At 43.1% G+C, this 24,912-nt stretch carries 18 protein-coding genes and 1 pseudogene; 9 read left to right on the forward strand and 10 right to left on the reverse strand.

The window, feature by feature from the left end:
• A pseudogene (locus ACM0OZ_RS11340) lies at positions 1–3,743 on the forward strand (hypothetical protein); the annotation flags it as partial.
• An 85-nt stretch (positions 3,744–3,828) separates the two neighbouring features.
• On the opposite strand, the gene ACM0OZ_RS11345 reads toward ACM0OZ_RS11340, so the two are convergent.
• A complete protein-coding gene (locus tag ACM0OZ_RS11345; protein ID WP_414582944.1) occupies positions 3,829–4,422 on the reverse strand; it encodes an REP-associated tyrosine transposase in 594 nt (197 codons plus the stop codon).
• A gap of 207 nt (positions 4,423–4,629) precedes the next feature.
• On the opposite strand from ACM0OZ_RS11345, the gene ACM0OZ_RS11350 reads away from it, so the two are divergent.
• Positions 4,630–5,094 (forward strand): hypothetical protein, encoded by a 465-nt coding sequence (locus tag ACM0OZ_RS11350; RefSeq protein WP_041032806.1) that lies wholly within the window; start codon positions 4,630–4,632, stop codon positions 5,092–5,094.
• A gap of 125 nt (positions 5,095–5,219) precedes the next feature.
• Here ACM0OZ_RS11350 and ACM0OZ_RS11355 read toward each other — a convergent pair whose 3' ends face one another.
• From ACM0OZ_RS11355 to ACM0OZ_RS11375, 5 genes are all read right to left on the reverse strand, one after another.
• Complete coding sequence (locus ACM0OZ_RS11355; RefSeq protein ID WP_414582945.1) at positions 5,220–5,618, reverse strand: nuclear transport factor 2 family protein; 399 nt, start codon at positions 5,616–5,618, stop codon at positions 5,220–5,222.
• A gap of 503 nt (positions 5,619–6,121) precedes the next feature.
• Complete coding sequence (locus tag ACM0OZ_RS11360) at positions 6,122–7,126, reverse strand: zinc-binding dehydrogenase (RefSeq protein WP_414582946.1); 1,005 nt, start codon at positions 7,124–7,126, stop codon at positions 6,122–6,124.
• A 157-nt stretch (positions 7,127–7,283) separates the two neighbouring features.
• Complete coding sequence (locus ACM0OZ_RS11365; RefSeq protein WP_414582947.1) at positions 7,284–8,189, reverse strand: DUF4437 domain-containing protein; 906 nt, start codon at positions 8,187–8,189, stop codon at positions 7,284–7,286.
• Between the two features lie 293 nt (positions 8,190–8,482).
• A complete protein-coding gene (gene hisS / locus ACM0OZ_RS11370) occupies positions 8,483–9,871 on the reverse strand; it encodes a histidine--tRNA ligase (protein ID WP_414582948.1) in 1,389 nt (462 codons plus the stop codon).
• Between the two features lie 349 nt (positions 9,872–10,220).
• Positions 10,221–11,402 carry an RNA-guided endonuclease InsQ/TnpB family protein gene (locus ACM0OZ_RS11375; RefSeq protein WP_414582949.1) on the reverse strand — a complete coding sequence of 394 codons (1,182 nt, stop codon included), beginning with the start codon at positions 11,400–11,402 and terminating at the stop codon, positions 10,221–10,223.
• Between the two features lie 73 nt (positions 11,403–11,475).
• Between ACM0OZ_RS11375 and ACM0OZ_RS11380 the strand changes: the two genes are divergently transcribed.
• Entirely contained in the window at positions 11,476–11,622 is a 147-nt protein-coding gene (locus ACM0OZ_RS11380; protein WP_414582950.1) for a hypothetical protein, read from the forward strand.
• Positions 11,623–11,922: 300 nt separating this feature from the next.
• Here ACM0OZ_RS11380 and ACM0OZ_RS11385 read toward each other — a convergent pair whose 3' ends face one another.
• The 3 genes from ACM0OZ_RS11385 to ACM0OZ_RS11395 form a co-directional block, all read right to left on the reverse strand.
• Positions 11,923–12,369, reverse strand: coding sequence for a DUF3598 family protein (locus ACM0OZ_RS11385; protein WP_414582951.1), 447 nt, complete (start codon positions 12,367–12,369; stop codon positions 11,923–11,925).
• Positions 12,370–12,546: 177 nt separating this feature from the next.
• Complete coding sequence (locus ACM0OZ_RS11390) at positions 12,547–14,016, reverse strand: amidohydrolase family protein (protein ID WP_414582952.1); 1,470 nt, start codon at positions 14,014–14,016, stop codon at positions 12,547–12,549.
• A 348-nt stretch (positions 14,017–14,364) separates the two neighbouring features.
• A complete protein-coding gene (locus tag ACM0OZ_RS11395) occupies positions 14,365–15,456 on the reverse strand; it encodes an RNA-guided endonuclease InsQ/TnpB family protein (RefSeq protein WP_414582953.1) in 1,092 nt (363 codons plus the stop codon).
• 60 nt (positions 15,457–15,516) lie between these two features.
• On the opposite strand from ACM0OZ_RS11395, the gene ACM0OZ_RS11400 reads away from it, so the two are divergent.
• The 6 genes from ACM0OZ_RS11400 to ACM0OZ_RS11425 all read left to right on the forward strand — a co-directional run bounded on the left by ACM0OZ_RS11400 (position 15,517) and on the right by ACM0OZ_RS11425 (position 23,176).
• Positions 15,517–15,723 (forward strand): hypothetical protein, encoded by a 207-nt coding sequence (locus ACM0OZ_RS11400; RefSeq protein ID WP_414582954.1) that lies wholly within the window; start codon positions 15,517–15,519, stop codon positions 15,721–15,723.
• Between the two features lie 173 nt (positions 15,724–15,896).
• The gene (locus ACM0OZ_RS11405; protein WP_414582955.1) at positions 15,897–17,354 is read left to right on the forward strand and encodes an FAD-binding protein; all 1,458 of its coding nucleotides are present in this window, start codon (positions 15,897–15,899) and stop codon (positions 17,352–17,354) included.
• A 644-nt stretch (positions 17,355–17,998) separates the two neighbouring features.
• Positions 17,999–19,339, forward strand: a complete 1,341-nt coding sequence (locus ACM0OZ_RS11410) for a cytochrome P450 (RefSeq protein ID WP_414582956.1) — start codon at positions 17,999–18,001, stop codon at positions 19,337–19,339.
• A 444-nt stretch (positions 19,340–19,783) separates the two neighbouring features.
• Entirely contained in the window at positions 19,784–21,241 is a 1,458-nt protein-coding gene (locus ACM0OZ_RS11415; RefSeq protein WP_414582957.1) for a prenyltransferase/squalene oxidase repeat-containing protein, read from the forward strand.
• A 1-nt stretch (position 21,242) separates the two neighbouring features.
• Positions 21,243–21,953 (forward strand): HAD family hydrolase, encoded by a 711-nt coding sequence (locus tag ACM0OZ_RS11420; protein ID WP_414582958.1) that lies wholly within the window; start codon positions 21,243–21,245, stop codon positions 21,951–21,953.
• 428 nt (positions 21,954–22,381) lie between these two features.
• Complete coding sequence (locus tag ACM0OZ_RS11425; RefSeq protein ID WP_414582959.1) at positions 22,382–23,176, forward strand: aspartyl/asparaginyl beta-hydroxylase domain-containing protein; 795 nt, start codon at positions 22,382–22,384, stop codon at positions 23,174–23,176.
• 317 nt (positions 23,177–23,493) lie between these two features.
• Here ACM0OZ_RS11425 and ACM0OZ_RS11430 read toward each other — a convergent pair whose 3' ends face one another.
• Complete coding sequence (locus ACM0OZ_RS11430; protein ID WP_414582960.1) at positions 23,494–24,912, reverse strand: aldehyde dehydrogenase family protein; 1,419 nt, start codon at positions 24,910–24,912, stop codon at positions 23,494–23,496.

Raw genomic sequence — 24,912 nt, forward strand, 5'->3', positions numbered from 1 at the left:
CAAACACTCAACCGCGAGTATCAAACACTCAACCGCGAGTATCAAACACTCAACCGCGAGTATCAAACACTCAACCACGAGTATTAAACACTCAACGGCGAGTGTCAAACACTCAAGCGCGAGTATCAGACACTCAAACGCCTCACTCCCCAACTGCGCTTTTGGAACAATTGCGACAGTGTGAAACACAGAATCTGCGTCCAGTACTGATTTTTGACCAATTTGAAGAATTTTTCTTTGTTGACATCGCACCACAGCAAAGGCGGCAATTTTTTGAATTTGTGGGCGAGTGTCTCAACGTTCTGTCGGTGAAGGTGATTTTGTCGCTGCGGGTGGATTACCTGCATTATTTGCTGGAGTGCAACGACTTGCCCAGCATGAAGATTATTAGTAATGATATTCTCAGCAATCATGTGCTTTACAAGTTGGGGAATTTTTCACCGACTTATGCCAAGTCAATTATTGAGCAATTAACAGAGCGTGCTAATTTTCATTTAGAACCTGCTTTAGTTGGCAAACTGGTGCAGGATTTAGCGCGGGAACTGGGCGAAGTGCGCCCGATTGAGTTGCAGGTGGTGGGGGCGCAACTGCAAACGGAAGACATCACAACTTTGGCAAAATATCGGGAGTGTGGCACAAAGGAAGAACTGGTAAAACGCTACCTAAATGCAGTCGTTGAGGACTGCGGCGAAGAAAATAGGCAAACGGCGGAATTTGTGCTGTATTTGCTGACGGATGAAAAGGGGACTCGTCCGCTAAAAACTCGTGCTGAAATAGAACGGGATTTGCAAGCGTTAGCAGCAGATTTGAGCAAAGAAGTGAGCAAGTTAGATTTGGTTTTAGAGATTTTTGTCGAATCTGGCTTAGTGGTTTTGCTGCGAGAAAATCCGGCAAACCGCTATCAACTGGTGCATGATTATTTAGCTGCCTTTATCCGCCAGCAACAAGAACCAAAGTTAACAGAGTTAATGGTGGAACTAGAAAAGGAGAGAAAGCAAAGAAAGCTCAGTGAACAAAAGCTAAATAGTTTTTTCAGACACGCCTTGGTTAGTTCAGTTGCTGCGGTACTGGTGTTAGCTGTGGTGGCATCGCAGGCAGACACTCAAAGAAAAAAAGCGGAAATTAGCGAAATTAGAGCATTAATTAATTCTTCAGAAGCGTTTTTTGCCTCTGGTAAAACTTTAGATGCTCTAGTAGAAGCTTTAAAGGCAAGAGGAAAATTAAAAAATGCAGACTGGGCAACAGCAAATATCCGTACACTAACGACGATAGCCTTACACCAAGCAGTCTACCTACAGCCGCAAGAATATGGTTATAGAGAACGTAACCGTAGACAAGGGCATAGCAGTTCCGTTTGGAGCGTCGTTTTCAGTCCGGATGGCAAAACTTTAGCCAGTGGTAGTTCTGACAACACCATCAAACTCTGGGACATGGCGACGGGCAAACTACTCAAAACCCTTGCTGGGCATAGCAGTTCCGTTTGGAGCGTCGTTTTCAGTCCCGATGGCAAAACTTTAGCCAGTGGTAGTAATGACAAGAACATCAAACTCTGGGATGTGACGACAGGCAAACCGCTCAAAACTCTGACTGGGCATAGCAGTTTAGTCACAAGCATCGTTTTCAGTCCGGATGGCAAAACTTTAACCAGTGGTAGTTCTGACAACACCATCAAACTTTGGGATGTAACGACGGGCAAACCACTCAAAACCCTCACTGGGCATACTAAAGAGGTCAGGAGTGTTGTTTTTAGTCCCGATGGCAAAACTTTAGCCAGTGGTAGTAATGACAACACCATCAAACTTTGGGATGTGACGACGGGCAAACCACTCAAAAACCTCACTGGGCATACTAAAGAGGTCAGGAGCGTTGTTTTTAGTCCGGATGGCAAAACTTTAGCCAGTGGTAGTAATGACAAGACCATTAAACTCTGGGATGTGGCGACGGGCAAACAACTCAAAACCCTAACTGGGCATAGCAGTTCGGTCACGAGTGTCGTTTTCAGTCCGGATAGCAAAACTTTAGCTAGTGGTAGTTATGACAGCACCATTAAACTCTGGGAGGTGACGACGGGCAAATCACTCAAAAACCTTGCTGGGCATAGCAGTTCGGTCATGAGCGTCGTTTTTAGTCCGGATGGCAAAACTTTAGCCAGTGGTAGTTATGACAATACCATTAAATTCTGGGATGTAGCGACAGATAAAAAACTCACAAACCTCACTGGACATAGTGGTGCAGTCTGGAGCATGATTTTCAGTCCGGATGGCAAAACTTTAGCCAGTGGTAGTTCTGATAAAACCATCAAATTCTGGGATATGATGACGGGCAAACCACTCAAAAACCTCAGTGGGTATAGCACTTTGGTGAGGAGCGTCGTTTTCAGTCCGGATGGCAAAACTTTAGCTAGTGGTAATTATGACAAAACTCTTAAACTCTGGGATATGATGACGGGCAAACCACTCAAAAACCTCAGTGGGCATAGGGGTGCAGTCATGAGCGTAGTTTTCAGTCCGGATGGTAAAACTTTAGCTAGTGGTAGTTATGACAACACTATTAAACTCTGGGACGTGGCGACAGGCGAACCGCTCAAAACCCTCACTGAACACAGCGGTGCAGTCATGAGCGTAGTTTTCAGTCCGGATGGCAAAACTTTAGCTAGTGGTAGTGATGACAACACTATTAAACTCTGGGACGTGGCGACAGGCAAACCGCTCAAAACCCTCACTGAACATAGCGGTGTAGCTAGGAGCGTCGTTTTCAGTCCGGATGGCAAAACTTTAGCTAGTGGTAGTTATGACAACACCATCAAACTCTGGGACGTGGCGACGAGGAGGAAACAACCTAAAACCCTCAGTGGACATAGTGGTGCCGTCTGGAGCGTCGTTTTCAGTCCGGATGGTAAAACTTTAGCTAGTGGTAGTGATGACAACACCATCAAACTCTGGGACGTGGCGACGAGGAAACCACTTAAAACGCTCAGTGGGCATAGTGGTGACGTCTGGAGCGTCGTTTTCAGTCCGGATGGCAAAATTTTAGCTAGTGGTAGTGATGACACAAAAGTAATTTTATGGAATTTTGATTTAGATAATTTAGTGCGAGATGGTTGCGATTGGCTCAATAACTACCTGACTACCCATACTGATGTACTCGAAGAACTTAAGGAATGCCAAACGCAATCTATTCTCGTGCAAGCAGTTCCAGCCCTAGTTGCGCGAGGTGAGGAATTAGCGCAAAACGGTGATATTGATGCTGCCGTCGCTAAGTTCCGCAAAGCACAAATGTGGGATTCTCGTTTAAAATTTGACTTGCAAGCAAAAGCACAAGAGTTTGCTAACAAAGGAAACGCTAAGCGCTTGGTTGCAGAAGGAAAGAGTCTTGCAAAAGAGGGTAAGCTAAAAGAAGCGATCGCAGCTTACACACAAGCCCAACAGCTAGATCCAGAAGTGGAAATTGACGCTGATTCTTGGGACTCACTCTGCTGGTATGGTAGCTTGCATCGTCGTGCTGCTGATGTCATGTTTGCCTGTGAAAAAGCTGTGCAGCTTGCTCCTAACGATGGAAAAATTCGCGATAGTCGCGGCTTGGCTAGGGCGCTGACAGGTAATACTCAAAGAGCAATTGAGGATTTTGAGGCATATATTGCTCAGACTGATGATAAGGATATAAAATCACAACGGCAACGGTGGGTGAAAGATTTACGCGCTGGCAAGAATCCGTTTACAGATGAAGAACTTAAGAAGTTGTAGTGAGCGCTTTAGCGCTTAATTTACTACGCGTTTAAAAGCACTAAAGTGCTTACTACGTTTTTATTACGTGCTTGTTACGTGCTTGTTACGTATCCCAATCATAATCATCATCTCGCACTGGATACTCTGTCCAAGAATCACGTAACCATTGCCGTCCATAAGTCTGGAAATACCAGTGAACACTACTATGTTCCCAGTCGTAAGGAGACTTAACGAAATTGTGTTTCACTGGGTTGTAATGTATGTAGTTAAGAGTTGTATGGTAATGTCGTTCTGAGCGAATAGCGCGATCGCTCCACCTGTACCAAACTTTTCGCTTAGTTACATTTTCTTCAAGATTCCATTGGCGAGAAGTTAAACCATGAATGCGGCGAAATAACTCACTCAATACATCAAAATTTACAATATGCACCAAAAGATGATAGTGATTTGGCAAAATAACCCAAGCACAGATTGTGACATCTTTGCTGATAAATCTCTCGAATATCATATCTAGCAGTTGCTGACGGCGAGATTCACAGCGCAGATAATGCTGATGTTCATAACAAGCCGCCGTCAACAGGTAAAAGGGTTGATCTCGCACTGGATGGGGTGGCGAGTGGGGTGGATAGCCACGACTTAAGCGCTGGCGAACGACTTCAGCTTTTTGTTCTGGTGTGAGTTGACGATATTCGTACATAATTATTTTAAGCACTAAAGTGCTTACTACGTTTGTAGTGAGCACTTTAGTGCTCCTCCAAGGTGATAACTTATTCTTCCCTTTCTTATCCCTAGAGTTATCTGTTGTAATGAGCGCTTGAGCGTTTAGCTGACTACACGTTGAAAAGCACTAAAGTGCTTACTACGGTGCTAGTATGTTGGAGTTGCTGCTTAATCCTCACTGTTCATGAACAAACCATTGGATGAAGCGCTTTCTGTTGAAGTTGCCCAACGCGTAAAAAGCAAGCCTAAAACCCAGTTTCAGAATGCTTACAGAGCAGCATTGGCGACGCAGGGAGCAATTTATGTACAAGGCTTTTTAGCTTTTGCTGGTAAGCCATACAAACCTATCGAACACGGTTGGATTGAACTGGAAAATAGCATAGTCGATCCAACACTACCGTACTTGAACAAGAACGCTCAAGAAATTTGGTACTTTCCAGCACAACGCTTAACCGTAAAAGAACTGAAAGCAATCATAGAAGAATCTAAAGAAGATTATCCAGAAGACGACCCTCTGCCAATCTATGGTGATCCACCATACGAGTATTACGGAAACGTAATGTTGGGTGACAAAAGCTACTTAGAGGCTTATCAAGCTGCGGAGGCTAAGTGCAGAGAACTCAATCAAAAAAATGCTGAGAAAAACTAACTAATACCAAGTTACGTTCCAATATGTCATTCTGACCGAAGGGAAGAATCTCACCAGATGCTTCGCTCCACTACGTTACGCTCAGCATGACAAATTACCTCTGTGATTCAACTTATGATACGATTTTAATTCGATTTGCCATCGCTGCCAAAGTACTCCCGATAGCCGCAAATTTTGTTTCCACGTACATCAAAGGAAACCGCAACCCGATTTTTGTAAGGTTCTCCAAACAACAGTCCCTCATCGCGGAACTCAAAAACAACTGTTGTCTCATTACTAGTAACGTGATCTAGCGAAGTCAGCTTTAGTCCAGAACTAAAAGCTTGAGAAACATATTGGAAAAATTCTCTGGCTTTCTCTTTTCCCTGATTCAACCCGTGGAATTCTCCCATTGGAAACCAGAAGCTAAAGTCTTCTGTGAGCATATCTAAGAACTGGTTCCACTCGCCTGTTGCCAATCCATGCTGGAAGTGTTCAAATGCTTGATGAGCAACTGTTAAAGTATTCTCTGACTCTTGTGCCATTGTGACTTCCTTTATCACCCTACGCGATAGGCGCAAAACTCCTTATCTTTGAGATAGGAGACTGCCGCTACGGGCAATTTTAATTGCCGCCAACATGATAATATACTTGTAGTGGAAGGGTAATCAACCACTTAAAAAACCCAATTGCTGCCTAATACGCAGACGCGCTCACCTTGACAATTGAAGATATGCGGTTCTATTCCATAGTTCTAGTTCTTACCCAGGAATAGGTAAAATCTACCCTTCGGGAAGCCGCTTCGCGTCTACATGGGAACTAGACGAACAGCATTAAACTCAAACAAATTTTGGGGCAATCCAACTACCGCTCTTGCCTCCGAAAGTTAACGCTTGGGGAGAGAACCACCTCTGGGGCGCGATACCGCAAGGAGTTTAATCTAAGTGGACTCGTGGAACCAAGAATCTCCCGACTTTTTACCGAAATGAGCAAGCGCGATATTTCGGTAGTCGGGAGAGTGTCAAACTGCTAAATATATGACCATTACCTAAAATCTAACGACTACCTTGCCGCAATTTTGACCACTAAGCAGGTATTCGACAGCAGCAGGAATAGATTCTATGCCGTGAAATGGAGTTGAGTCAACAGCAACTTTTAGCTTGTCTGTGTAGAACAGGTTTAACAGGCGATCGCGTGCCTCAACCATATATTCTTTATACAAGGGCATGAGAAATCCCCGCACCGAAGCTGCTTTCCAGAACAACTTGTGATAGATTCGCGGTTGTGTCACTTGCTCGATATTCTTAGCATATTCGGAAACGAAACCAACCACAACTAAACGTCCGCGAACTGCTAAATTATCCACACAGGTATCAAAGACTTGTTTACCTACACATTCAAAAACTAGGTTAACGCCATTGGGATATTCTTGCTTGAGGACTTGATTGAGGTTTTGTGTGCGGTAGTTGATGATGCGATCGCATCCCAACTCTCTCAGCAAATCTCCTTTCGCATCCGAACCACAAGTACCAATCACATGATTACCCGCTAACTTTGCCAGTTGCACCGCAATATGCCCGGTTCCACCCGCCGCCGCTGTCACCAAGACAACTTCTTGGCTTTTCATTTCCCCCACTTGTTCTAAGGCTACCATTGCTGATACACCAGTAGGCATCAGGGTTAGCACCTCTGGCGTTGCTTCACGCACCTTGATTGCAAGGTTCGCATTTATCGCTTGGTACTCCCGATAACCTCCGCCACGCACGGTAGTGACTACAGCATCACCAACTTGGAAATCTTTGACATCATCTCCAATGGCTACAACTTCTCCCACCGCTTCCACTCCTAAATCAAAGGGAGGAGTTATAACGTAGGGAACTTCGCCTCGGCAAATTAAAGTGTCAAACCCGGCGTTAATTCCAGCAAATTTGTTGCGAATGACAATTTCATCTGGTGCAGGTTCGGGAATGGGAAGTTCTATGATTTCAATAGCTGATTTGAAATCTTGGGCAAATTGTTTTGCTATTAGCTTTTTATAGGTTTTTGAAATCATTTCTTATAAATGTTCTTCATCTCGTTACTAGGCTCTGCCTGGTAACGCCTTGCCAGAGGCTCTGCCTCTAGTATATTTTAGGAGGCAGAGCCTCCCTGAAGGCATTTCCACGTGGAATCTGGGAACGAGGAACGAAAAAATAGGTGTTTTAAGCTGCTTACAATCCATATGCATCTCTAGGTGCATATGACAAGACTGTTGCAAGTTTTGATAAATCCCTATCAACTCGGATGAAGAATAAGCAGCCATCATCCGTTATGTGTCTAGGAGAGGTGGTAAAGCTAGGGACATAGCCAAAATGATCCTTTACAAATCGGTAATCTCCTATGTCACAGTATCCGGCTAGGCAATACCCCTCTTCGTTATAACATTGGATTTCTGAATGCCTGTTGTCAAAATGTGGCAAGATGGCAAGCAGCCATGTTCCACCTCCGTTACCATCTTTCCTTAGGTACTTCTTTTTTGCTACCTCAAATTGAACTGTATCTGTCTTGCCCCACGGTAGCAATTTACTATCCAATGCTGGAATGAAATCCCTTACCCTAGCATCTGGATAATTTTTTTGTGCATTTTTATATTTCAATGGAGCAGGACCGTTCTCCATCCAGAGGATTTCTGCTTCCTCACCACCTAGCACTTTCCAAGGTCCAACGTTGACTCCTGCGGGGATAAAGGAGTAGCCATGCTTGGTGAGCTGCCACTCACCCAATTGGATTGTACCCTTAAGCACGAAAATCTCCAGATCGGCAGTAAATAAGCCTGACGGTGCTTCAAACTGGGGCGGTAGCAACACTTTTGAAGTAGATGCACCACAGTCATGCCACGTGATCAACTTACGTTTTCCGGGTACTACGTTCTCTGGCATACCACTGACTCGCCACCCGTCTTCTTCTGCCACGGTATTCGTGTCAAAGTATTGGTACTGGCGAGGTACGTACTCTTTAGAGATTGCTGTGCGCCTTCCCGACAAGTTCATGCGCCCTCTACCATCTCCACCCCAATCCTCCGGCACAGACGCTGCATGCAAAAAGTCATCTGCCTCTTCTTCGTGTGCGGAATTCATGACTCTACAGCCTCCTATGCGTACACTGCGTTAATAGCCATCACTTCATTAAGACGGTGCGTTTCATCTCGTTACCAGGCTGAGCCTGGTAACGCCTTGCCAGAGGCTCTGCCTCTAGTATATTTTAGGAGGCAGAGCCTCCCTGAAGGCATTCCCAGGTGGAACCTGGGAACGAGGAAGAACCCCTACCCGCTTGCTTTCCCCCTCCTCGCTTGCGGTAAGTAAACCAGGAAGAACCCCTACCCGCTTACTTTCCCCCTCCTCGCTTGCGGGGAGGGGCTAGGGGTGGGGTATTACGCAAGCCTTCGTTTAATTTCCTCCGCCAAATCTTCCAACACTACCTCCACCTGCTCCCGTGTTCTTAAATCTTTGAAAGAAGCCTTTTGCGCTGCTGCTTCCTCAGAACCAATAATCACACAAAATGGAATTCCCTGTTTTTCAGCCTGTTGAAATTGTTTGCCCAAAGGTCGCTGTTCAAAATTCGTGATAACATTAATTCCAGCCTTACGTAGCTTTTGCGACACATTCAAATAAACAGGCATCAAATCATCTTGCATATTCACCACCATCACTTGCGCTGGTGTGGCGGCGAAGGAACTGAGAATACCAGCTTTGATCAACCGACTAATTAAGCGAGTTAAGCCAATAGAAATGCCCACCCCAGGCATTTTCTCATCCAAAAACATCCCCACTAATTCTTCATACCTACCGCCAGAACAAATGCTGCCCAAAGCTTCATGTCCTATAAGGGTTGTTTCGTACACTGTACCCGTATAATAATTAAGACCGCGAGCAATGGATAAGTCAATACAAAAACGATTTTCCGGAACTCCGAGATTGCGAACTCCAGAAATAACTGTTTCTAACTCCGTCACTCCCAGACTAAATTCCTCAGCTTCTGGTGTTGTTTGAGCTAAGTACTTGAGCTTATCTAGTACCTCATCAACTGTGCCATTAATATGAACAAAATCGATAATTTTTTGACTTGTCTCTGCTAAAATACCTTCTTTTTCTAACTCCTGTTTTACCTTCTTCTCACCGACTTTTTCCAAAGTATCAATAATGCCAATACAAGATTTAATTTTGGTTTCTTCAATCCCTACGGACTTAAAGAACCCAGTGAGAATTTTACGATTGTTGATGCGAATCAGAAAATCACCGATATTAACTGCGTCAAATATTTCAGTGATAATAGCAGGCATCTGAGCATCGTAGAGCAAGCTGAGTTCGCGACGGGCGACTACATCAATATCGCACTGACGAAACTGACGATATCGACCATCTTTTGCCCTTTCTCCGCGAAACACGACATCCATCTGGTAGCGAGCAAAGGGAAAGGTTAATTCATTGAGGTGACGAGCAATATACGCCGCCAGAGGAACTGTTTGGTCAAATTTTAAAGCTCTTGCTTCCGCACCTGTTTCACCCGCCTTATCTTTTTCCGCTTGGCGATTTGGTGGCAGAATGGGATTAAGCCCATAGATAATGTTGTCGCCTTGATTGCCTTTAGCTTGCAAAACTTCCAAGCGTTCTACTGCGGGAGTTTCTATAGGTGTAAATCCATAGCTTTCAAAAACTCTCCGGATTGTATCAAGTAAATATAGTTCCAGACGCTTTTCGCCAGGAAGAAATTCTGGAAAACCACTGGGGGTAGAGAAATTTATTTTGTCACTTTTTGCCATGCCTTTTCCTTGCTAACTTTAGTTAATCTGGAACTGAAGAAAGAAATTAATGGGTAATAGTTCAAAATTTTATCAAGTACCGATAAGCATTTACCCATGACTCATAAAATCAAAAGAGGTTATACGATTCAATTTCATTTTCCCAGTGTTAACACTCAAGGGCGGCATATCCACTAGCAGTTTTTGAGTTTTCAGCCACTGACAACCGAGTAAAACTTCCGTTAATCCTTTATTAGCACGGTTACTGGAATTCTTTCCCATTTCTATGCCCTGAGTGGATAAGTTGATGCTGCTGACACCTAATCAGAATTTGACACTCCCCGGTCTAAAGACACGGGGATTCTACACTCTACGTCGCCACTTGCTCAACCAGGCTTGCGCCAAGAAGAGTAGAGGTTGCGACTCCTGTAGCGTTACTTCGGGATTGCCCATCCCTAGCTTTTGCAAGATTCAGAATATTTATTGCTGCGTTCACATCTCTTTGTAAGTCGCATCCACAATTACATTTATGAGTACGAGTTGAAAGAGATTTTTTCACAATTGCTCCACAATCCGAACACTTTTGAGATGTCATTCGAGGATTGACAGCTACAACTTGAGTATTGAACTTAACAGCAAAATATTCTAGCCAACGACGAAACAGAGTCCAAGCCACATCATTAATGGACTTGGCTAAACAGTGATTCTTTACCATGCCTTTCACATTTAAATCTTCATAGGCGACTAAGCTGTTAAGCTTGCATAAGGTTCGCGCCAGTTTCTTGGAATGCTCTGTCCTTTGCCTACTTACTCTTAAATGTTTCTTGGCATATCCGGCTCGCGCTATTCGTCGTTGGTTTTTACCTTTCTCCTTTTTGTAAATTTGACGTTGAGCGTGTTTAATAGCTTTTTCGGCTTTTCTAAGGAAACGGGGATTCTCCTCGTGATGCCCGTTGGAATCAGAGTAGAAAAACTCTAACCCAACATCAAGACCGATTTCACCATCAGCCGTTCTGGATTCAGATTTTACCTCGATATCAATTGCAAACTGACAATAGTAACCGTCAGCCTTACGGACTAGTCGAACTCGTTTGATTGACTTCACAGGGTAGGTGTGAATATCCCACTTCCCTAATAGCTTGACTTCTCCGATACCTTTTTTATCAGTAAAGGTGATGCGTCGTTTTGTGGGATGTAGTGACCAGCCACTGGTCTTATACTCAACCGAACGGTTATCTTTCTGAAAGCGAGGAAAGCCTTTGTTCCCAGGCTTCTTAGACTTGCAGTTACCGTAAAATCTATCAATAGCTGACCATGCTCTTTCAGTCGCAGATTGACAAGCCATTGAGTTTAATTCTTCTACAAATTTGAATTCTTTACGCAGTGCTGTCGAGTAGTTATTTAAGGTTATCCTGTTAATCTTTGCTTCTCGTGGTGCATCCATCCAATATCTAATAGCTTTGTTACGGATGAATTGAGTAGTTCTAATAGCCTCATCGATAGCTCGATACTGCTGTTTCTTGCCCTTCACCTTGTACTCTAAAACCAGCACTGGGCTCTTCACCTCCTTAATTTAATCAACGGAATCTATGCTAACATTATTCTGTTCGCAAAATGTACACAATATGGGAAAAAAAGATTTACATATTCGGATTACTGAACGCAGAATCAATAAGCTACGTTTATTAGCAGTCGAAAAAGATAAAACAATTACTCAAATTATTGAAGATTTGATTGATACCTTGCCTGAGCCAAAAAATCAAAGCCCCTAAAGGGCTAACCGCTCGCCTGCATCCACCGCCTGAAGTACAGATGAGTCTCTGCGCCGTGCTACGAGCCTCATCCTCGGTGGTTTTGGCTCGCTTGATTTTTTATAAATCAATACGGTTGCCGATAAGAGTTGATCCCCCCTAGCCCCCCTTAAAAAAGGGGGGAATAAAGCCCCCCAATGCATCGGGGGGTTGGGGGGATCTTCGAGGATTGAACATGATTAACAGCAACTGTATTGCTTTATAAATCATCTGCGATACGCCTAGCAGCATCTGCCCTTTGGGCGATCGCTTAACTTCTTCTTATCGTAGACGTTCTTCTTGGATTAGGGTGCGCCGGAAGAGTTGATGATTCTTAAACCAGTGCCAAGTACGTGAACGATAGTTATTGCAAGGACTGAGATTAATCATTTCATACAAGTACATATCTGGCATAGTCTTGTAGGAAAACCACAAAATAATTGTTGCATCATCTACTTCCCAGGCTTTTCCTTCAATGCGCTCTGTATCAAACCATATCTTCTTGTCCCGATAGTTTCCCGGAAATTGGTGTTCCTCCTGTTTTCCATCAGACCATTTATAGCGATTAATTTGGTAGTAGGAGTAGGAACCGTCTTCTGGAAACTGGCAAGTTAAATGAGAATTATGTTTGTCGAGGATATTTCCTTCTGTATCAACCACTGTATACGTACCTACCCAATCTCCTTCATGGCGGGTAAGTACAGGCATTTCCTCTCGAATGGCAGACATAGCACAACTCCTTTTCTTGGTAAATATAGCGCAACTCAATTGAATGAAGTACAGATTTATCTGTGTTTATCTGTGTTCATCTGTGGTTGATTATTTCTTTGGTGTACCTTACCCAATTGCAAACCGCTATAGTAATTAATAAAGATTTTAAGCAACAAAATTTCTGCGGAGATTCCTCTAACATCTTTTTAAATAACGTCCAGTGGGTGAACCTAGAACCTGTCCGTTATTGTAGATAAGATTTCCACGTAAAAAGGTACTTTTCACTCGTCCGGTTAACTCTACCCCTTCAAAGGGTGTGTAACCTTGTTGTGACTCCGATTCAGCAGCACGTACCACAAAGGTTTCATTTGGATCTACCAGTACTAAATCAGCATCGTAGCCAATGGCAATATCTCCTTTTTGTAACAAACCAAAGCGCCGCGACGGATTCCAAGATAGCAACTTAGCCATGTGGTTGTAGGACATTCCCCGCTTACGACCTTCACTAAATACACCAGAAAGTAAATATTCTGTACCACCAAAACCAGACTTTGCCAACCAAATATTATTTGGGTCTTTAGCACTTCTTTTTTGTTCGGCAGAACAGCAAGCATGGTCACTCACTATCCAATCTACCTCATGGTTGAGTACTGCTTGCCATAAGTATTCCACATCGGCACGCGGACGAATAGGGGGGTTTACTTTTGCCCAAGTAGCCGCAGGGGTATCAACATCTAATAGCAAATGTCCGACGGTAACTTCTCGCCGAAAATTGATATGGGGAAAAGCAGTTTGCATAGTCAAAGCTGCTTCCATTGCCTTACGCGAACTCAGGTGCAACAAATTGATATTTGCACAGTTCGTCTCATGTGCCAAATAGGAAGCAATGCAAATTGCTAATCCTTCAGAATGAGGGGGACGCGCTGCACTGTAGGCGTGCAGTCCGCTCAGACTAGAATCATTTTCAACTATTTTGGTATAGGCGTTGAGAATTTCTGCAACTTCGCAGTGCAAACTCAAGCTGATAGTATCTCGTGCTTCTGGATGTTCTTCCATCAAGCGAGTGAGACGGCGCATAATAAATTCAAAATGGGCGAAGTCGTACCGTTCCTCTTTATTAATCATCAAAAAGAGGTTTTGCTGGTCTGACAAACCATGCAACCCATAGCCCCCATAAAACATGAAGATTTTAAACGAAGATACACCATGTTCTTCAAACAGTAGAGGTATTTCGTCGATATGCTGGCTAGCTATAGGTGCGACGTGATACCCATAATCAACAAAAAAATGACCTGCGGATAACGCCAGTACTTCTGGGAAAAAATCGCGGTAGGAACCGCCTTTGTAGAGATAATATTGTCCTGTACGGATGTAATTGAGACTAGTTGTGACTCCCCCCATTGCGGCTGCTTTGGTTTCAGTCACAGCATCTTTGTCGAGGGGTTGATAGATACCGATGTGCATATGGGCATCCACGACCCCAGGAAAGCCCAGCAGGTTTTTACCATCCAATACCTCTTTGCCTGTGTCTGGGCTAATATTAGGAGCAATCTGAGCAAATTTTCCATCCTTAATTCCTAAATCAAGTAGTTCGACAGCATCATGATGGGGACGAACTACCCGCACATTTTTGATAATTTTATCTAATACGGGAGCTTCAGACACAGTAGACCTCACACTAAAATGACGTGAGTTCGACGGAATTAAAAAACAGCAGGAGGTAGAGCAGGTAAGTCTTTAGGAAAAATATCAAGAGACGGTTTTTGAGGTAAATAGGTGTAAGCAGCCAAACCAGCCATTAGAGAATATCAACACTCAAGACAAGTGTAGCGTCTTTGTAATGTATGGGGTGCAATAATTTACTTCCGTTATATAAAGCCTACTCAAAACTATTCAACTATACTCTTTTCTATACAAAGATAACTGGAACTATAGTTGATGGTCTTGAATTTCGTTTAATTCCTGCTTCACTCTGGCGATGTCGGCATCAACCAGTCCACAGGCTCTCACCGACTAACTGCCGGATACGTACAAACTAAGATTGATTGCTGCGTTTAAATCACGGTCAATCTCAAATCCACAATGGTCACAAGAGAACACTCGCTCATCCAAAGTGAGTGTTTCTTTCTTGGTTCCACAATTTGAACAAGTTTTGGAGCTAGGAAACCATCGGTCAACGACTACCAAGTTGGAACCATACAGTTCACACTTGTACCTCAACTGATGACGAAACTCATAAAATCCCATATCAGCAATTGCCTTAGCCAACTTATGATTAGCCATCATTCCGGAAACATTCAAGTCTTCGATAACTACCGTGCCGTGGTTCTTAGCCAGTAGTGTGGTAGTTTGGTGTAATGTATCTTTGCGAATATTGGCAATCTTTCTATGCAATCTAGCTATCCGCATCTGCGCTTTTTTCCAGTTGTTTGAACCGATGATTTTATGGCGGTTCAACCACTGCATTCTGGACAATTTCGCTTCATATTTTTTGTAAGACTTGGCTCCAGCTATGACTTCACCAGTGCTGAGGGTGCAAAGATTTTTAACACCGAGGTCAACACCTACAACACTTGTCTTATCTGTTTTTTGAGCCTCTACATCAAACCTGAAGCTGATAAACCATCTATCGGCTTGACGAGAAATGGTGCATGATTTAGTCAATACTTGCGGTAGTCTTTCGTAGGTTCTGAGGACACCAATTACAGGCACTTGAATTTTATTGTTGCCTAAGATTTTAACAGTACCTTCAAGCGTGAAAGAATCACGTCTACCTTTTTTCTTGAACTTTGGAACACCAGCAGTCTTGTTAAAACATCGCTTCCACGCTTCACGCAAAGCCATCAATGCTTGTTGCGGTGTAGATTTACTGCACTCGTAGTACCATTCATTTTCAGGTTTCACCAGTGCTACTAGCCACTTGTGCAGGTCGATAGCAGTGGGAAACTTAATTTTGGAACCAGGATTAACTCTATTGTGGTCTAAAATCTGTTTTGTTAACGCGAGTCCCCAATTCCAAGCGTGACGTGCCACTCCCGTATGCTTTAACAACTGTGTACGCTGTTTGTTATTCAGTTTCAATTCAGTCTTGAAACCTAGCAGCATTGATTCGACTTTTTAAATGGTATATAACGTTAGTATACTAACGTTATATACAAAATGTCAATGCCGAGAAAAGGGCAGTTCCAAAAAAATAATAAACTGGGCTTTAAACCTATCGGTGACACACCTTTGGACTCAAAGCCATTGACTGTTAGATTACGTCAGGGACAACTAGAAAAACTTAAAGCCGTACCCAACTGGCAAGAACGACTTAGAGAATATGTTGACCAGTTAATTTCGGAAAACCCTACTCAAAATGAAAAACAATGAGGAGATGTGAAGAGAAATTAGCTTACAGTTCTTAACCCTAGTTGGGACTCTTTATTTTTGTTATGGCTTAAACCGAACGCTATTTCTAAAGAAATGTCAAGAGAGCAAAATCAGGCGATCGCCTTCAAATGAAGATTGATTTTGAAGCAATACACTTGTAAGAGAATTCAAACATGAAGAATAATGCCTCGCGTCGCAATATTTTGCAAGCTTTAATTGCCAGTGCTGTTGTCGTTGGATTTGATACAGTAAATTGTTCGTGGGCAACATCTGCTAGCGCAGCACACTCGTTTGTCAACCTGCCGCATTTAGATGGAGTACTTTACACTGATGATGTCACACGCGCAAATGTGAGTGATGACTTTGGTCACCTAGTGCATCGTTACCCAAAAGCTGTACTTAAACCAGATTCGATTGATGATATCGTCAACATTATCAGATTTGCTCGTACTCACAGCCTTAAGGTTGCCGCACGCGGTCAGGGTCACACCTGCTACGGTCAGGCACAAGTAGAAGAGGGTGTAATCATTGATATGAGTACACTAAACAAAATCCATTCTATTAGTGCAAAACAGGCTGTTGTTGACGCAGGGGTAGTGTGGAGTCAGCTATTGCAAGCAACGCTACAGCAACAATTAACACCACCAGTCCTCACCGATTACATCGAACTGTCAATTGGAGGAACCTTGTCAGTAGGCGGTATCGGCGGTGCGAGTCATCGCTATGGCGTACAGGTTGATAATGTAGTATCTCTTCAGGTTGTGACAGGTGAGGGTAAGCTAGAAACTTGTTCCCTCGATAAAAACCGCAATTTATTTGAAGCAGTGCTAGCTGGTTTGGGTCAGTGTGGAATTATAGTACAGGCAACAATTCGGCTCATCGAAGCCTTTACCCATGCCCGTGTGTTTCTTTTGTCTTACGATGATTTGGCTACATTTACTCATGACCAACGCTTACTTATTGAAGATGAACGGTTCAATTATTTAGAAGGTCAGGTAGTATCCGATACTAGTGGAGGGTGGCGTTATATGTTAGAAGCAGCTAGCTTTTACACCCCACCCAATCAGCCAGACAACACCAGTTTACTTGCCTCCTTAAGCTACACTCGGGGCACCGAACAAATTGAAGATAAGACTTATTTCGACTTTCTCAATCGCTTAGCTCCCACTGTTGCTTTCCTCCAATCCATTGGTGTTTGGTCTAACCCTCATCCTTGGATTAACCTTTTCGTACCGAGTACAGCCGTTGAACAATATGTTGGCGATCTGGTTTCTACTTTGACACTGGCTGATACAGGAAATAGTCCAATTCTGCTGTACCCTGTCAAAACTGATCGTTTTAAGCTGCCTTTATTTCGGACACCCAATGAGCAGGTTGTGTTTCTCTTTTCTATTCTACGGACTGCACCGCTTGATGATGCTACGATTCGCAAAATGCTTGATGATAATCGGAGATTTTTTGAGAAAAACCGTGATATTGGTGGTACTCGCTATCCCGTAGACGCTATTAAATTTTCTCACTTGGATTGGCAGCAGCATTTTGGTTCAGCCTGGAGCAGATTGGTAAATGCCAAGCGACGTTACGATCCTGACAATTTGCTGACCCCTGGTCAAGACATTTTCACTCTCTAGATAAAAGCGTAAAGTTAGGATGGTCGGGAGCGATCGCATCACTCCTATCAACCATAAGTACGTACACCGAACGCGAGTGCGTGTTTGATAGGAGAAGGTGGCAGTTTCTGCATCGCCCCACCACTACCTGCTGCTGTTTTTTAATTCCGTCGAACTCACGTTAAGACAGAGGTAAGAGTGGAGGAATTGCCGAGTGAAGCACCCTTAGTTTTTGAGGAAATGCTCACCGCAATAAAGTTTTTTATCGTAATAAAAGCTTTTTTTACTGCCTGTAGAAAAAGTTAAGGCAACGTTTTTACCCTGATATTTTTGACACGGGCATGCTAGTTGTCGCTTAGCGCTAGTATATACAACAGTTTTTGTTTTCGTCAATACATAATATTTCTTTTAACAAAAACTATTAATAATATAAAAAAACTAATATATTATGATTTTCTCCTTAAAAGGAGACGCAGAAAAAAGTGAGCAGTCTAGTCTTGAGGAGCGCCTTACAAGGGATAACGGTGATGATCTTAATTACAGATTTTGTATACATCGTTACAGTTTGATTTGACTTTGCTTGGAATTCTGAAAGTGCAAAGTTAAGAACATCATGGCAAGCTAAATATATAAGCAAGTTTTTTGTTCTGTGAGGCACAGCTGCGATGACAACAACTCAGACTGAACGCTCACTCGCTTTACCTCCTGGTAACTTTGGGCTGCCCTTGATTGGTGAAACAATTAGCTTTTTGCGTGATCCAAGCTTTAGTCAGAAGCGATATAAGCGATATGGACCGATTTTCAAAACCCATCTATTTGGGCGTCCTACTGTAGTTCTGATTGGAGCAGAAGCCAATCGCTTTTTGTTTACAAATGAAAACCAGTATTTTTCTGTTGGTTGGCCGGGTAGCACCAAGATATTGTTTGGTGCATCTTCTCTAGTATCACAAACAGGAGACGAGCACCAAAAGCGACGCAAATTGCTATCGCAAGCTTTTCAATCTAGAACGCTGGTTAAGTACGTCTCCTCAATGGCAGACACGATTCACAGTTATCTGCATAAATGGGAGAATATGGGTACACTGACTTGGTATGCCGAACTGAAAAAATATACCTTTGATGTTGCTTGCAAGTTTATTATAGGAACTGATGTAGCCTCAGATAACCATTTTGAGGAGTTGTTTAAAGACTATAGTAATGGTATATTCAGTTTTCCCGTGCGGTTGCCTTGGACGAGATTTAGTCGGGCATTAGGTTGTCGCAAACAGTTACTGGTAAAAATTGAAGAGATTGTGCGTCAGCGTCAACAGCAGCCTAATACAAATGAGGATGCTTTAGGAATAATGATGCAAGCACGGGATGAAGATGGGAATGAATTAAGTTTGCAGGAACTTAAAGAACAAGTGCTGCTGTTGATGTTTGCGGGTCATGAGACTATGACATCAGCACTCACATCTTTTTGTCTATTGTTAGCGCAGCATCCAGAAGTTTTGGCAACTGCGCGTGCAGAACAACAGCAACTAGGGTTTGAAGAACCGCTGACATTAGAACATCTTAAGCAGATGACCTATCTCGAACAAGTACTTAAGGAAGTTCTGCGAATAATTCCCCCAGTTCCTCCAGTTGGGGGTGGCTTTCGGGAAACGATCAAGCCGTGTGAGTTTAATGGTTATTCTATTCCCCAAGGTTGGAATGCTCTGTACCAAATCATCACAACTCATAAAGATAGCAGAGTATATACTCAACCTGAGCGCTTTGATCCGCAACGCTTTGCCCCAGAACGGGCTGAAGATAAATCAAAACTATTTAGTCACATACCTTTTGGTGGAGGAGTCCGAGAATGTATTGGCAAAGAGTTTGCCAAGCTGGAGATGAAGTTATTTGCAGCGCTATTAGTCCGCAAGTATGAATGGGAATTATTACCCGAACAAAACCTAGATATAGTTCTGATGCCCCTAGCCCATCCTCGCGATGGTTTGCAGGTAAAGTTGCGTCGTTTAGTTTAACTTCGTAAAGTAACAATTGTTTAAGGTTACAGCTTCAATAAATTCTTTGAAAAAGTCTATTGTGACAATAGAACCACAGATAAACACAGATAATCCATCCTACATTCCGCACCCCCTATTGTCACAATCGGGTTTTTTGGATTTTTACTAACGGTAAAAGCTGTATTTTATATGAGTTCATCTCTTACCTTAAGGACAAAAAATTCAGTGTTGCAGCCCTAATGCTAGCCTACAAAGCAAAATCTTTGTTGTAAAGTTGTTACGCTTTTTCACAACTCTAATTCTCCGTATATATCTCCGGGTGTATCTATGGAAACTTTAAAAAACTTGTCTGACTCTACAGTCACCTCTTCTGTTTTCCAACCTTTTATACTATGCGAGCCCGAGCTGCAAGGTAAACTCATAGACTGCCAGAAAAAACTTACGCGCTATCTAAAAGACCAAGTGAAAACAGATGGATCTGTCAGAGATGTTTGCAAGAGCCGTGTGCTTGAATCCTCGTTGATGCTCCACTTGCTTACTATCCAAAAAATATATCCAAATTGTCAATATCAACTCACGACTTACTTGACTACTCAACTTGACAAAGAGCAGAATAACAAGTTCCATAAGGCTCTAATTCTTGGAGCATTGGGTAAAAGTAAATCTGAAGATGCACAAGTTGTTGAAGACTATATGGTGGGCTTTCAGCATTTCACAGCAAGCCGTAAGCGCGTGCTGTTCCGTGCAATCCTAGCAGAACTACAGGTAATACCGTACGACAGCCAATATCAGGTAGAACACTTCTGTTATCGTGGTTATCAAAGTTGGGTTGCCGCTGAAATATGCGCTCTTAAAGTTCTATACGCTTTTGGTTTAAACCACCCAAAATGGGTCAACCATGATGACATAGAATTTCTACTGGCAACGCAGAACAATGAGCCCATATGGGAAAAACACGTTCTGGCTAATATCATCATATTATTAGCACTTCAGAAATTTCCAGAGCACCACCATATAGTCTTGAAGGGAATTAACAATTTGCTAAGTTGTCAAAATTCAGATGGCGGTTTCCCTTTTATTGCTAGTTTTGAGATTTTCTGTACAGCAACTGCTGGAGTAGCGTTAACAGAGACTGGAGTTGACATTGAGACTCTGTTACAAATGGCTGAGTATCTAGTAGGACAACAGCAGTCAGATGGCGGATGGTCATATGCGGAGGGTGCACGTCAGACTGACGTAGATGATACTTCTTTCTGTGTAGAGTTTTTACGGGCAGTTAAGCCTGACAAATACAAAGAATGCATTTCAAAAGCAGAGGCGTATTTTCTGGCCATTCAAAATGAAGACGGCGGCTTCCCTACCTTTGTTCGTGGTAATCCCTCTGAAATTACCATGACAGCAGGAGCCCTTAACGCGTTGGCTCCTTGGGCTGCTAAGTATACAAACGTCTTTGAGCGTGGACTGCGCTACATCACCAGCCAACAAAGGTTCGACGGTTCTTTTGAAAGAAGCTGGAGTCTGAGCGAGGCACAGGCGATTTTCCGTTCAGTGTTAGCAATGCGTACCTGTAAAGTTGTTCAGTCACCGCAGCTTTTAAAGAGCATTTATACAGCAGAAGCTAAAGCACTAGACTACCTGCGTAGATCCCAAAACAGCGATGGCGGTTGGGGTCATCAATTAGGTGACGCAAGCGACGTTATCAGCACCTCATATACCCTAATTGCCCTAAGCAGCCTTGGTGATATCGAAACATTAAGGCGAGGTGCACATCACCTGATGCTACAGCAGGATGAAGAAGGGAAATTCGTCTCCATACCAGATCAAGCAGCTCCCCGGCCTATCCCTTATGATGTCCCTATTCTCACTAGCAGCTTCGCGCTACTCGCTCTTAAGCACATCGCCGCCGTTATCACGGAATAATATGCAAAGGAACGATATAAAAGTTGCTGCCTTAGACATTGACGGAACTCTCTACCCTGGTGCTTTAGGGCTTCAGTTACTACAAGCATTGGCAGCAAATGGTATTAGTGATAAGTCAAAGAGCGAGGATATTTTCAAAGTAGTTGAAAAATATCGCCTCAATGAAATTGACTTCCAGACCATGGCAACTAGCGCTTATACTCTCTATGCAGAGGCTATTGCAGGTATCTCACAAGTTGTAATGCAGCGGAATGCTAGGCAAGTATGGCAGCAAGAACGAACCAAGATGTTCCCTTTTGTTCCGAAACTCATCGACATTCTCAAAAACCAGGGATACTCCCTTGTGTTAATTTCAGGTAGCCCAGATGAAATTGTGTGTTGCCTAGCTGAGGAGTTTGGGATTTCAAAATACCAAGGCTCAATTTTCGCAACTCACCAAGGTAAGTACACTGGAAAAGTAAATCTCTTGTCAGGAGATCTCGGCAAGAAGTATTCTATTTTTTTACAGATGGTTAAGGATTGGAGAGTGAATCTAGAGGAATCTCTTGCTATAGGTGATTCAATAACTGACACGGCATTGCTTCAGATAGTCGGTAAACCTGTAGTGTTTGAACCTCATCCATCATTAATGTTGGTTGCACAAGAGAAAGGTTGGCTTGTTACCAACCGGAATGATGTTGTGAAACATATCATGGAGTTAGGAAACTCGTAAAACTAAGGCGTTGCTCCTTTTCACCAGTGTCTTTCACTCTAGATTCCAAAACCAGACTCACGACGGGCGAAATCGCACCACTGTTCTTGCGGTTTTTACTGTCAAAGAATTGCCTTGTTCCTTAGATTACAACTTCTTCATCCGCTTGGCTTTGCTTTGTTTCTTTCGCCCTTCCCGCTCGTGCCCCTCCGTTGGAGACTGAGGTTAAAATGAGTACATAACCCAAAAATTTAAGAACATCAACACAGATAATATTATTCCATTCAACCGTTATATAACTTTATAAGTAGAACTCTAAGCATGGTCTTTTAACTAGTCATGGATGAATACTCTGGTTTACTCAGGAATTCCAATATCGTACCGGGACGCAGACCAAATCTCATCACCATGTAACGTTTTTTATTCAATCATCTTCAGGAGAAAAGATAATGGAAAGTTTTAATGAGTATCATATGGACCCAAAGCAATTTCCTTTTCTCAAAAGCTTTCAAGATAACTGGCAAGTCATTAGAGATGAGTTTACACACTTTATTAAAGACGCATCTAATGAAGAGTTACAATTCACTTATGATGTTTTAGGACCTAAAAGTAAAACCATTAAAACCAAAGGTAATTCCAAATATAGTGCTTTTGGTATTTTATTTCAAGGTATCTTTATTGAAGAATATATTCAATTTCATCAAATACAATATCCAGATTATAGACCAAATGATGCATCAGAAAAAGCACTTGCATTAAGAGAGAAATATTTCCCAAATTTGGCTAAGTTGATAGAAAAAGTCAACTTGAGCGATGATAAGATCATCAGAAATGCGTATTTTGGTACATTCCATCCAGGCTTGGATATCAAGCTGCATGTCAACTATAACCCTCATATGAATCGTGGCTATCTAGGATTGATTGTGCCACCAGGGGATATAGCTATGAAAATATGCCATGAGCAGCTTTATTGGCATGAAGGAGAATTCATGGTTTTAGATCACAGCTATCCACACTGTCCGCATAATTACACCAATTATGACAGAACTGTCTTGGTTGTAGACTTTTTTAAACCGGATAAGCCTAGAGAGGAATTGATACGATTTGAACAAGAGCAAGTCACACAACGTATGCAAGATAATCCTTACAGTTTAGGTGTTTTTGGTAAAAGTGATAAAGCTAAAAAAGAAGATTTTATCAAGTATGGTTTAGCTCATCAGTTAGAGTGGGATAAAGTTTTATAAGCTTACAGCGCTTTTCAAGTAAATAAACCACGGGGTAGGGGCACGGCTAGCCTTTGCCCCTACAAAAATCTGTGGTTCAATTAGCTGAAAATAGCTGTAAATTGTAGGGTGCATTAACGAGAGTACGGCACCACCAAAGGCGGTGCGTTACGGCTCTTATCTCACTCTCTCAAACTCTCAAGTCCTTACATAGCCGTAACACAACGCCAGGTGCTTTATGCCGGGGAACCCGTCCACCGCACTGGCTTCCCTACTTAATATTTACTCTTAAAACTTTTCCTATGATTTTGAAGCAGTTTTACAAGCACGAAAAAGCTTTATTTACTATCAAACCACCAAGGATCGGCAATGGGGTTTGTTTTCACCAAAAAAGCTTTTTTTCGCATAAAACGTGTTAGCGCTGCAGGTCCCATTCTTGACCCACCCATGCCAGAAAATTTGAAAGCATTTTTTTCTCCCTCGTGCATAAGGGCGGTGAGAGCAGCATCGTTGATACTGATACCACCCGCATCTACGTGGCGTGCCACTTCCAATGCTTCTGCTTCCGAGGAGGCAAAAACCGCTGCACTGAGTCCATAGATTGAGTCATTCGCCAAGTTCACCGCTTCTTCAACTGTGGAAAAAGGCATCACTGGCATAATAGGACCAAATGTCTCTTCGCTCATCACCTTCATAGAATGGTTAACAGAAGTGAGAACTGTAGGGTGACACCACCAACCTCCTCCATAATTTTCAACTTCACCGCCACAGTGAACAACTGCTCCCTGTTCCACTGCATCTAGCAAATGGTCGCTGATAATTGCTGCTTGTCTCTCTGCAATAATAGGACCAATTTCCCCGCTTTCCACTGTAGGGTAGGCTAAGTGAAGGCATTGCGCTTTGGCTACCAGTTTTTCGATAAACTTTTCAAAGATAGATTCAGCAACGTAGATCCGTTCAATGGAGAGGCATGACTGTCCGGTGTTGACGACAGAACCCCACAAAATTGCTGATGTTGCTAAGTCTAAATCGGCTGATGGCAGCACAATAGCTGGGTCTTTCCCTCCCAATTCCAAAAAAGCAGGAATGAAGTGTTTAGCTGCTGCTTGTGCCACTTTTCGCCCCGTCGCCACACTCCCAGTAAAGCACACCAAATCCACATATTCGATGAGAGCAGCTCCGGTTTCGCCTGCTCCCTCTACAAAACTTAATACGTCGCGTAATTTTGGCACGGCGTTGAGTGCTGTTAACAGCGGTGCTACGAACCGAGGAGCAATCTCACTGGGTTTGACGATGACGGCACAACCAGCCAGCAATGCTGGGATTGTATCAATTGTTGAGAGCAACAGGGGAAAATTCCACGGGCTAATTACCCCAACGAGGGGATAAGGAACCGCTGCTTGTTGCAGTTCGATAAAAGAAATTGCCGTATCTTTTTTAGATTCTTGCAGCAGTTCTGGCGCTAATTTACACCAACGGTCAATGCTGGAGAGGAATGAGTCAATTTCCAATACGGAGATTGATAATCTCCCCGTATCATTGACCAAAGCTTCGGTCAGTTTATCGCGTCCAGATAAGATAGCTTGCTTCCACTGCTGCAAAACTTCGATTCTCCCTTCTAAACCAAGCTGCTGCCAGCTTTTTTGCGCTCTCCGTGAGCGGTTGCACTGCTGTGCTATCAACTTTGAGGGTGGAGGTATAATGACATAATCAAATTTTCCAGTCCGGGGGTTGCGGACTTCTATTGGTTTGGACAT

Origin of the sequence: Scytonema sp. PCC 10023 (assembly GCF_963920835.1) — a bacterium.
Classification (GTDB): domain Bacteria; phylum Cyanobacteriota; class Cyanobacteriia; order Cyanobacteriales; family Nostocaceae; genus Kalymmatonema.

Bases quoted from the DNA above. Each gene is read 5' to 3' on its own strand.
- ACM0OZ_RS11345 (WP_414582944.1), bottom strand. From the start codon at position 4,422: ATGTACGAATATCGTCAACTCACACCAGAACAAAAAGCTGAAGTCGTT.
- ACM0OZ_RS11350 (WP_041032806.1), top strand. From the start codon at position 4,630: ATGAACAAACCATTGGATGAAGCGCTTTCTGTTGAAGTTGCCCAACGC.
- ACM0OZ_RS11355 (WP_414582945.1), bottom strand. From the start codon at position 5,618: ATGGCACAAGAGTCAGAGAATACTTTAACAGTTGCTCATCAAGCATTT.
- ACM0OZ_RS11360 (WP_414582946.1), bottom strand. From the start codon at position 7,126: ATGATTTCAAAAACCTATAAAAAGCTAATAGCAAAACAATTTGCCCAA.
- ACM0OZ_RS11365 (WP_414582947.1), bottom strand. From the start codon at position 8,189: ATGAATTCCGCACACGAAGAAGAGGCAGATGACTTTTTGCATGCAGCG.
- hisS (WP_414582948.1), bottom strand. From the start codon at position 9,871: ATGGCAAAAAGTGACAAAATAAATTTCTCTACCCCCAGTGGTTTTCCA.
- ACM0OZ_RS11380 (WP_414582950.1), top strand. From the start codon at position 11,476: ATGGGAAAAAAAGATTTACATATTCGGATTACTGAACGCAGAATCAAT.
- ACM0OZ_RS11385 (WP_414582951.1), bottom strand. From the start codon at position 12,369: ATGTCTGCCATTCGAGAGGAAATGCCTGTACTTACCCGCCATGAAGGA.
- ACM0OZ_RS11395 (WP_414582953.1), bottom strand. From the start codon at position 15,456: ATGCTGCTAGGTTTCAAGACTGAATTGAAACTGAATAACAAACAGCGT.
- ACM0OZ_RS11400 (WP_414582954.1), top strand. From the start codon at position 15,517: ATGCCGAGAAAAGGGCAGTTCCAAAAAAATAATAAACTGGGCTTTAAA.
- ACM0OZ_RS11405 (WP_414582955.1), top strand. From the start codon at position 15,897: ATGAAGAATAATGCCTCGCGTCGCAATATTTTGCAAGCTTTAATTGCC.
- ACM0OZ_RS11410 (WP_414582956.1), top strand. From the start codon at position 17,999: ATGACAACAACTCAGACTGAACGCTCACTCGCTTTACCTCCTGGTAAC.
- ACM0OZ_RS11420 (WP_414582958.1), top strand. From the start codon at position 21,243: ATGCAAAGGAACGATATAAAAGTTGCTGCCTTAGACATTGACGGAACT.
- ACM0OZ_RS11425 (WP_414582959.1), top strand. From the start codon at position 22,382: ATGGAAAGTTTTAATGAGTATCATATGGACCCAAAGCAATTTCCTTTT.
- ACM0OZ_RS11430 (WP_414582960.1), bottom strand. From the start codon at position 24,912: ATGTCCAAACCAATAGAAGTCCGCAACCCCCGGACTGGAAAATTTGAT.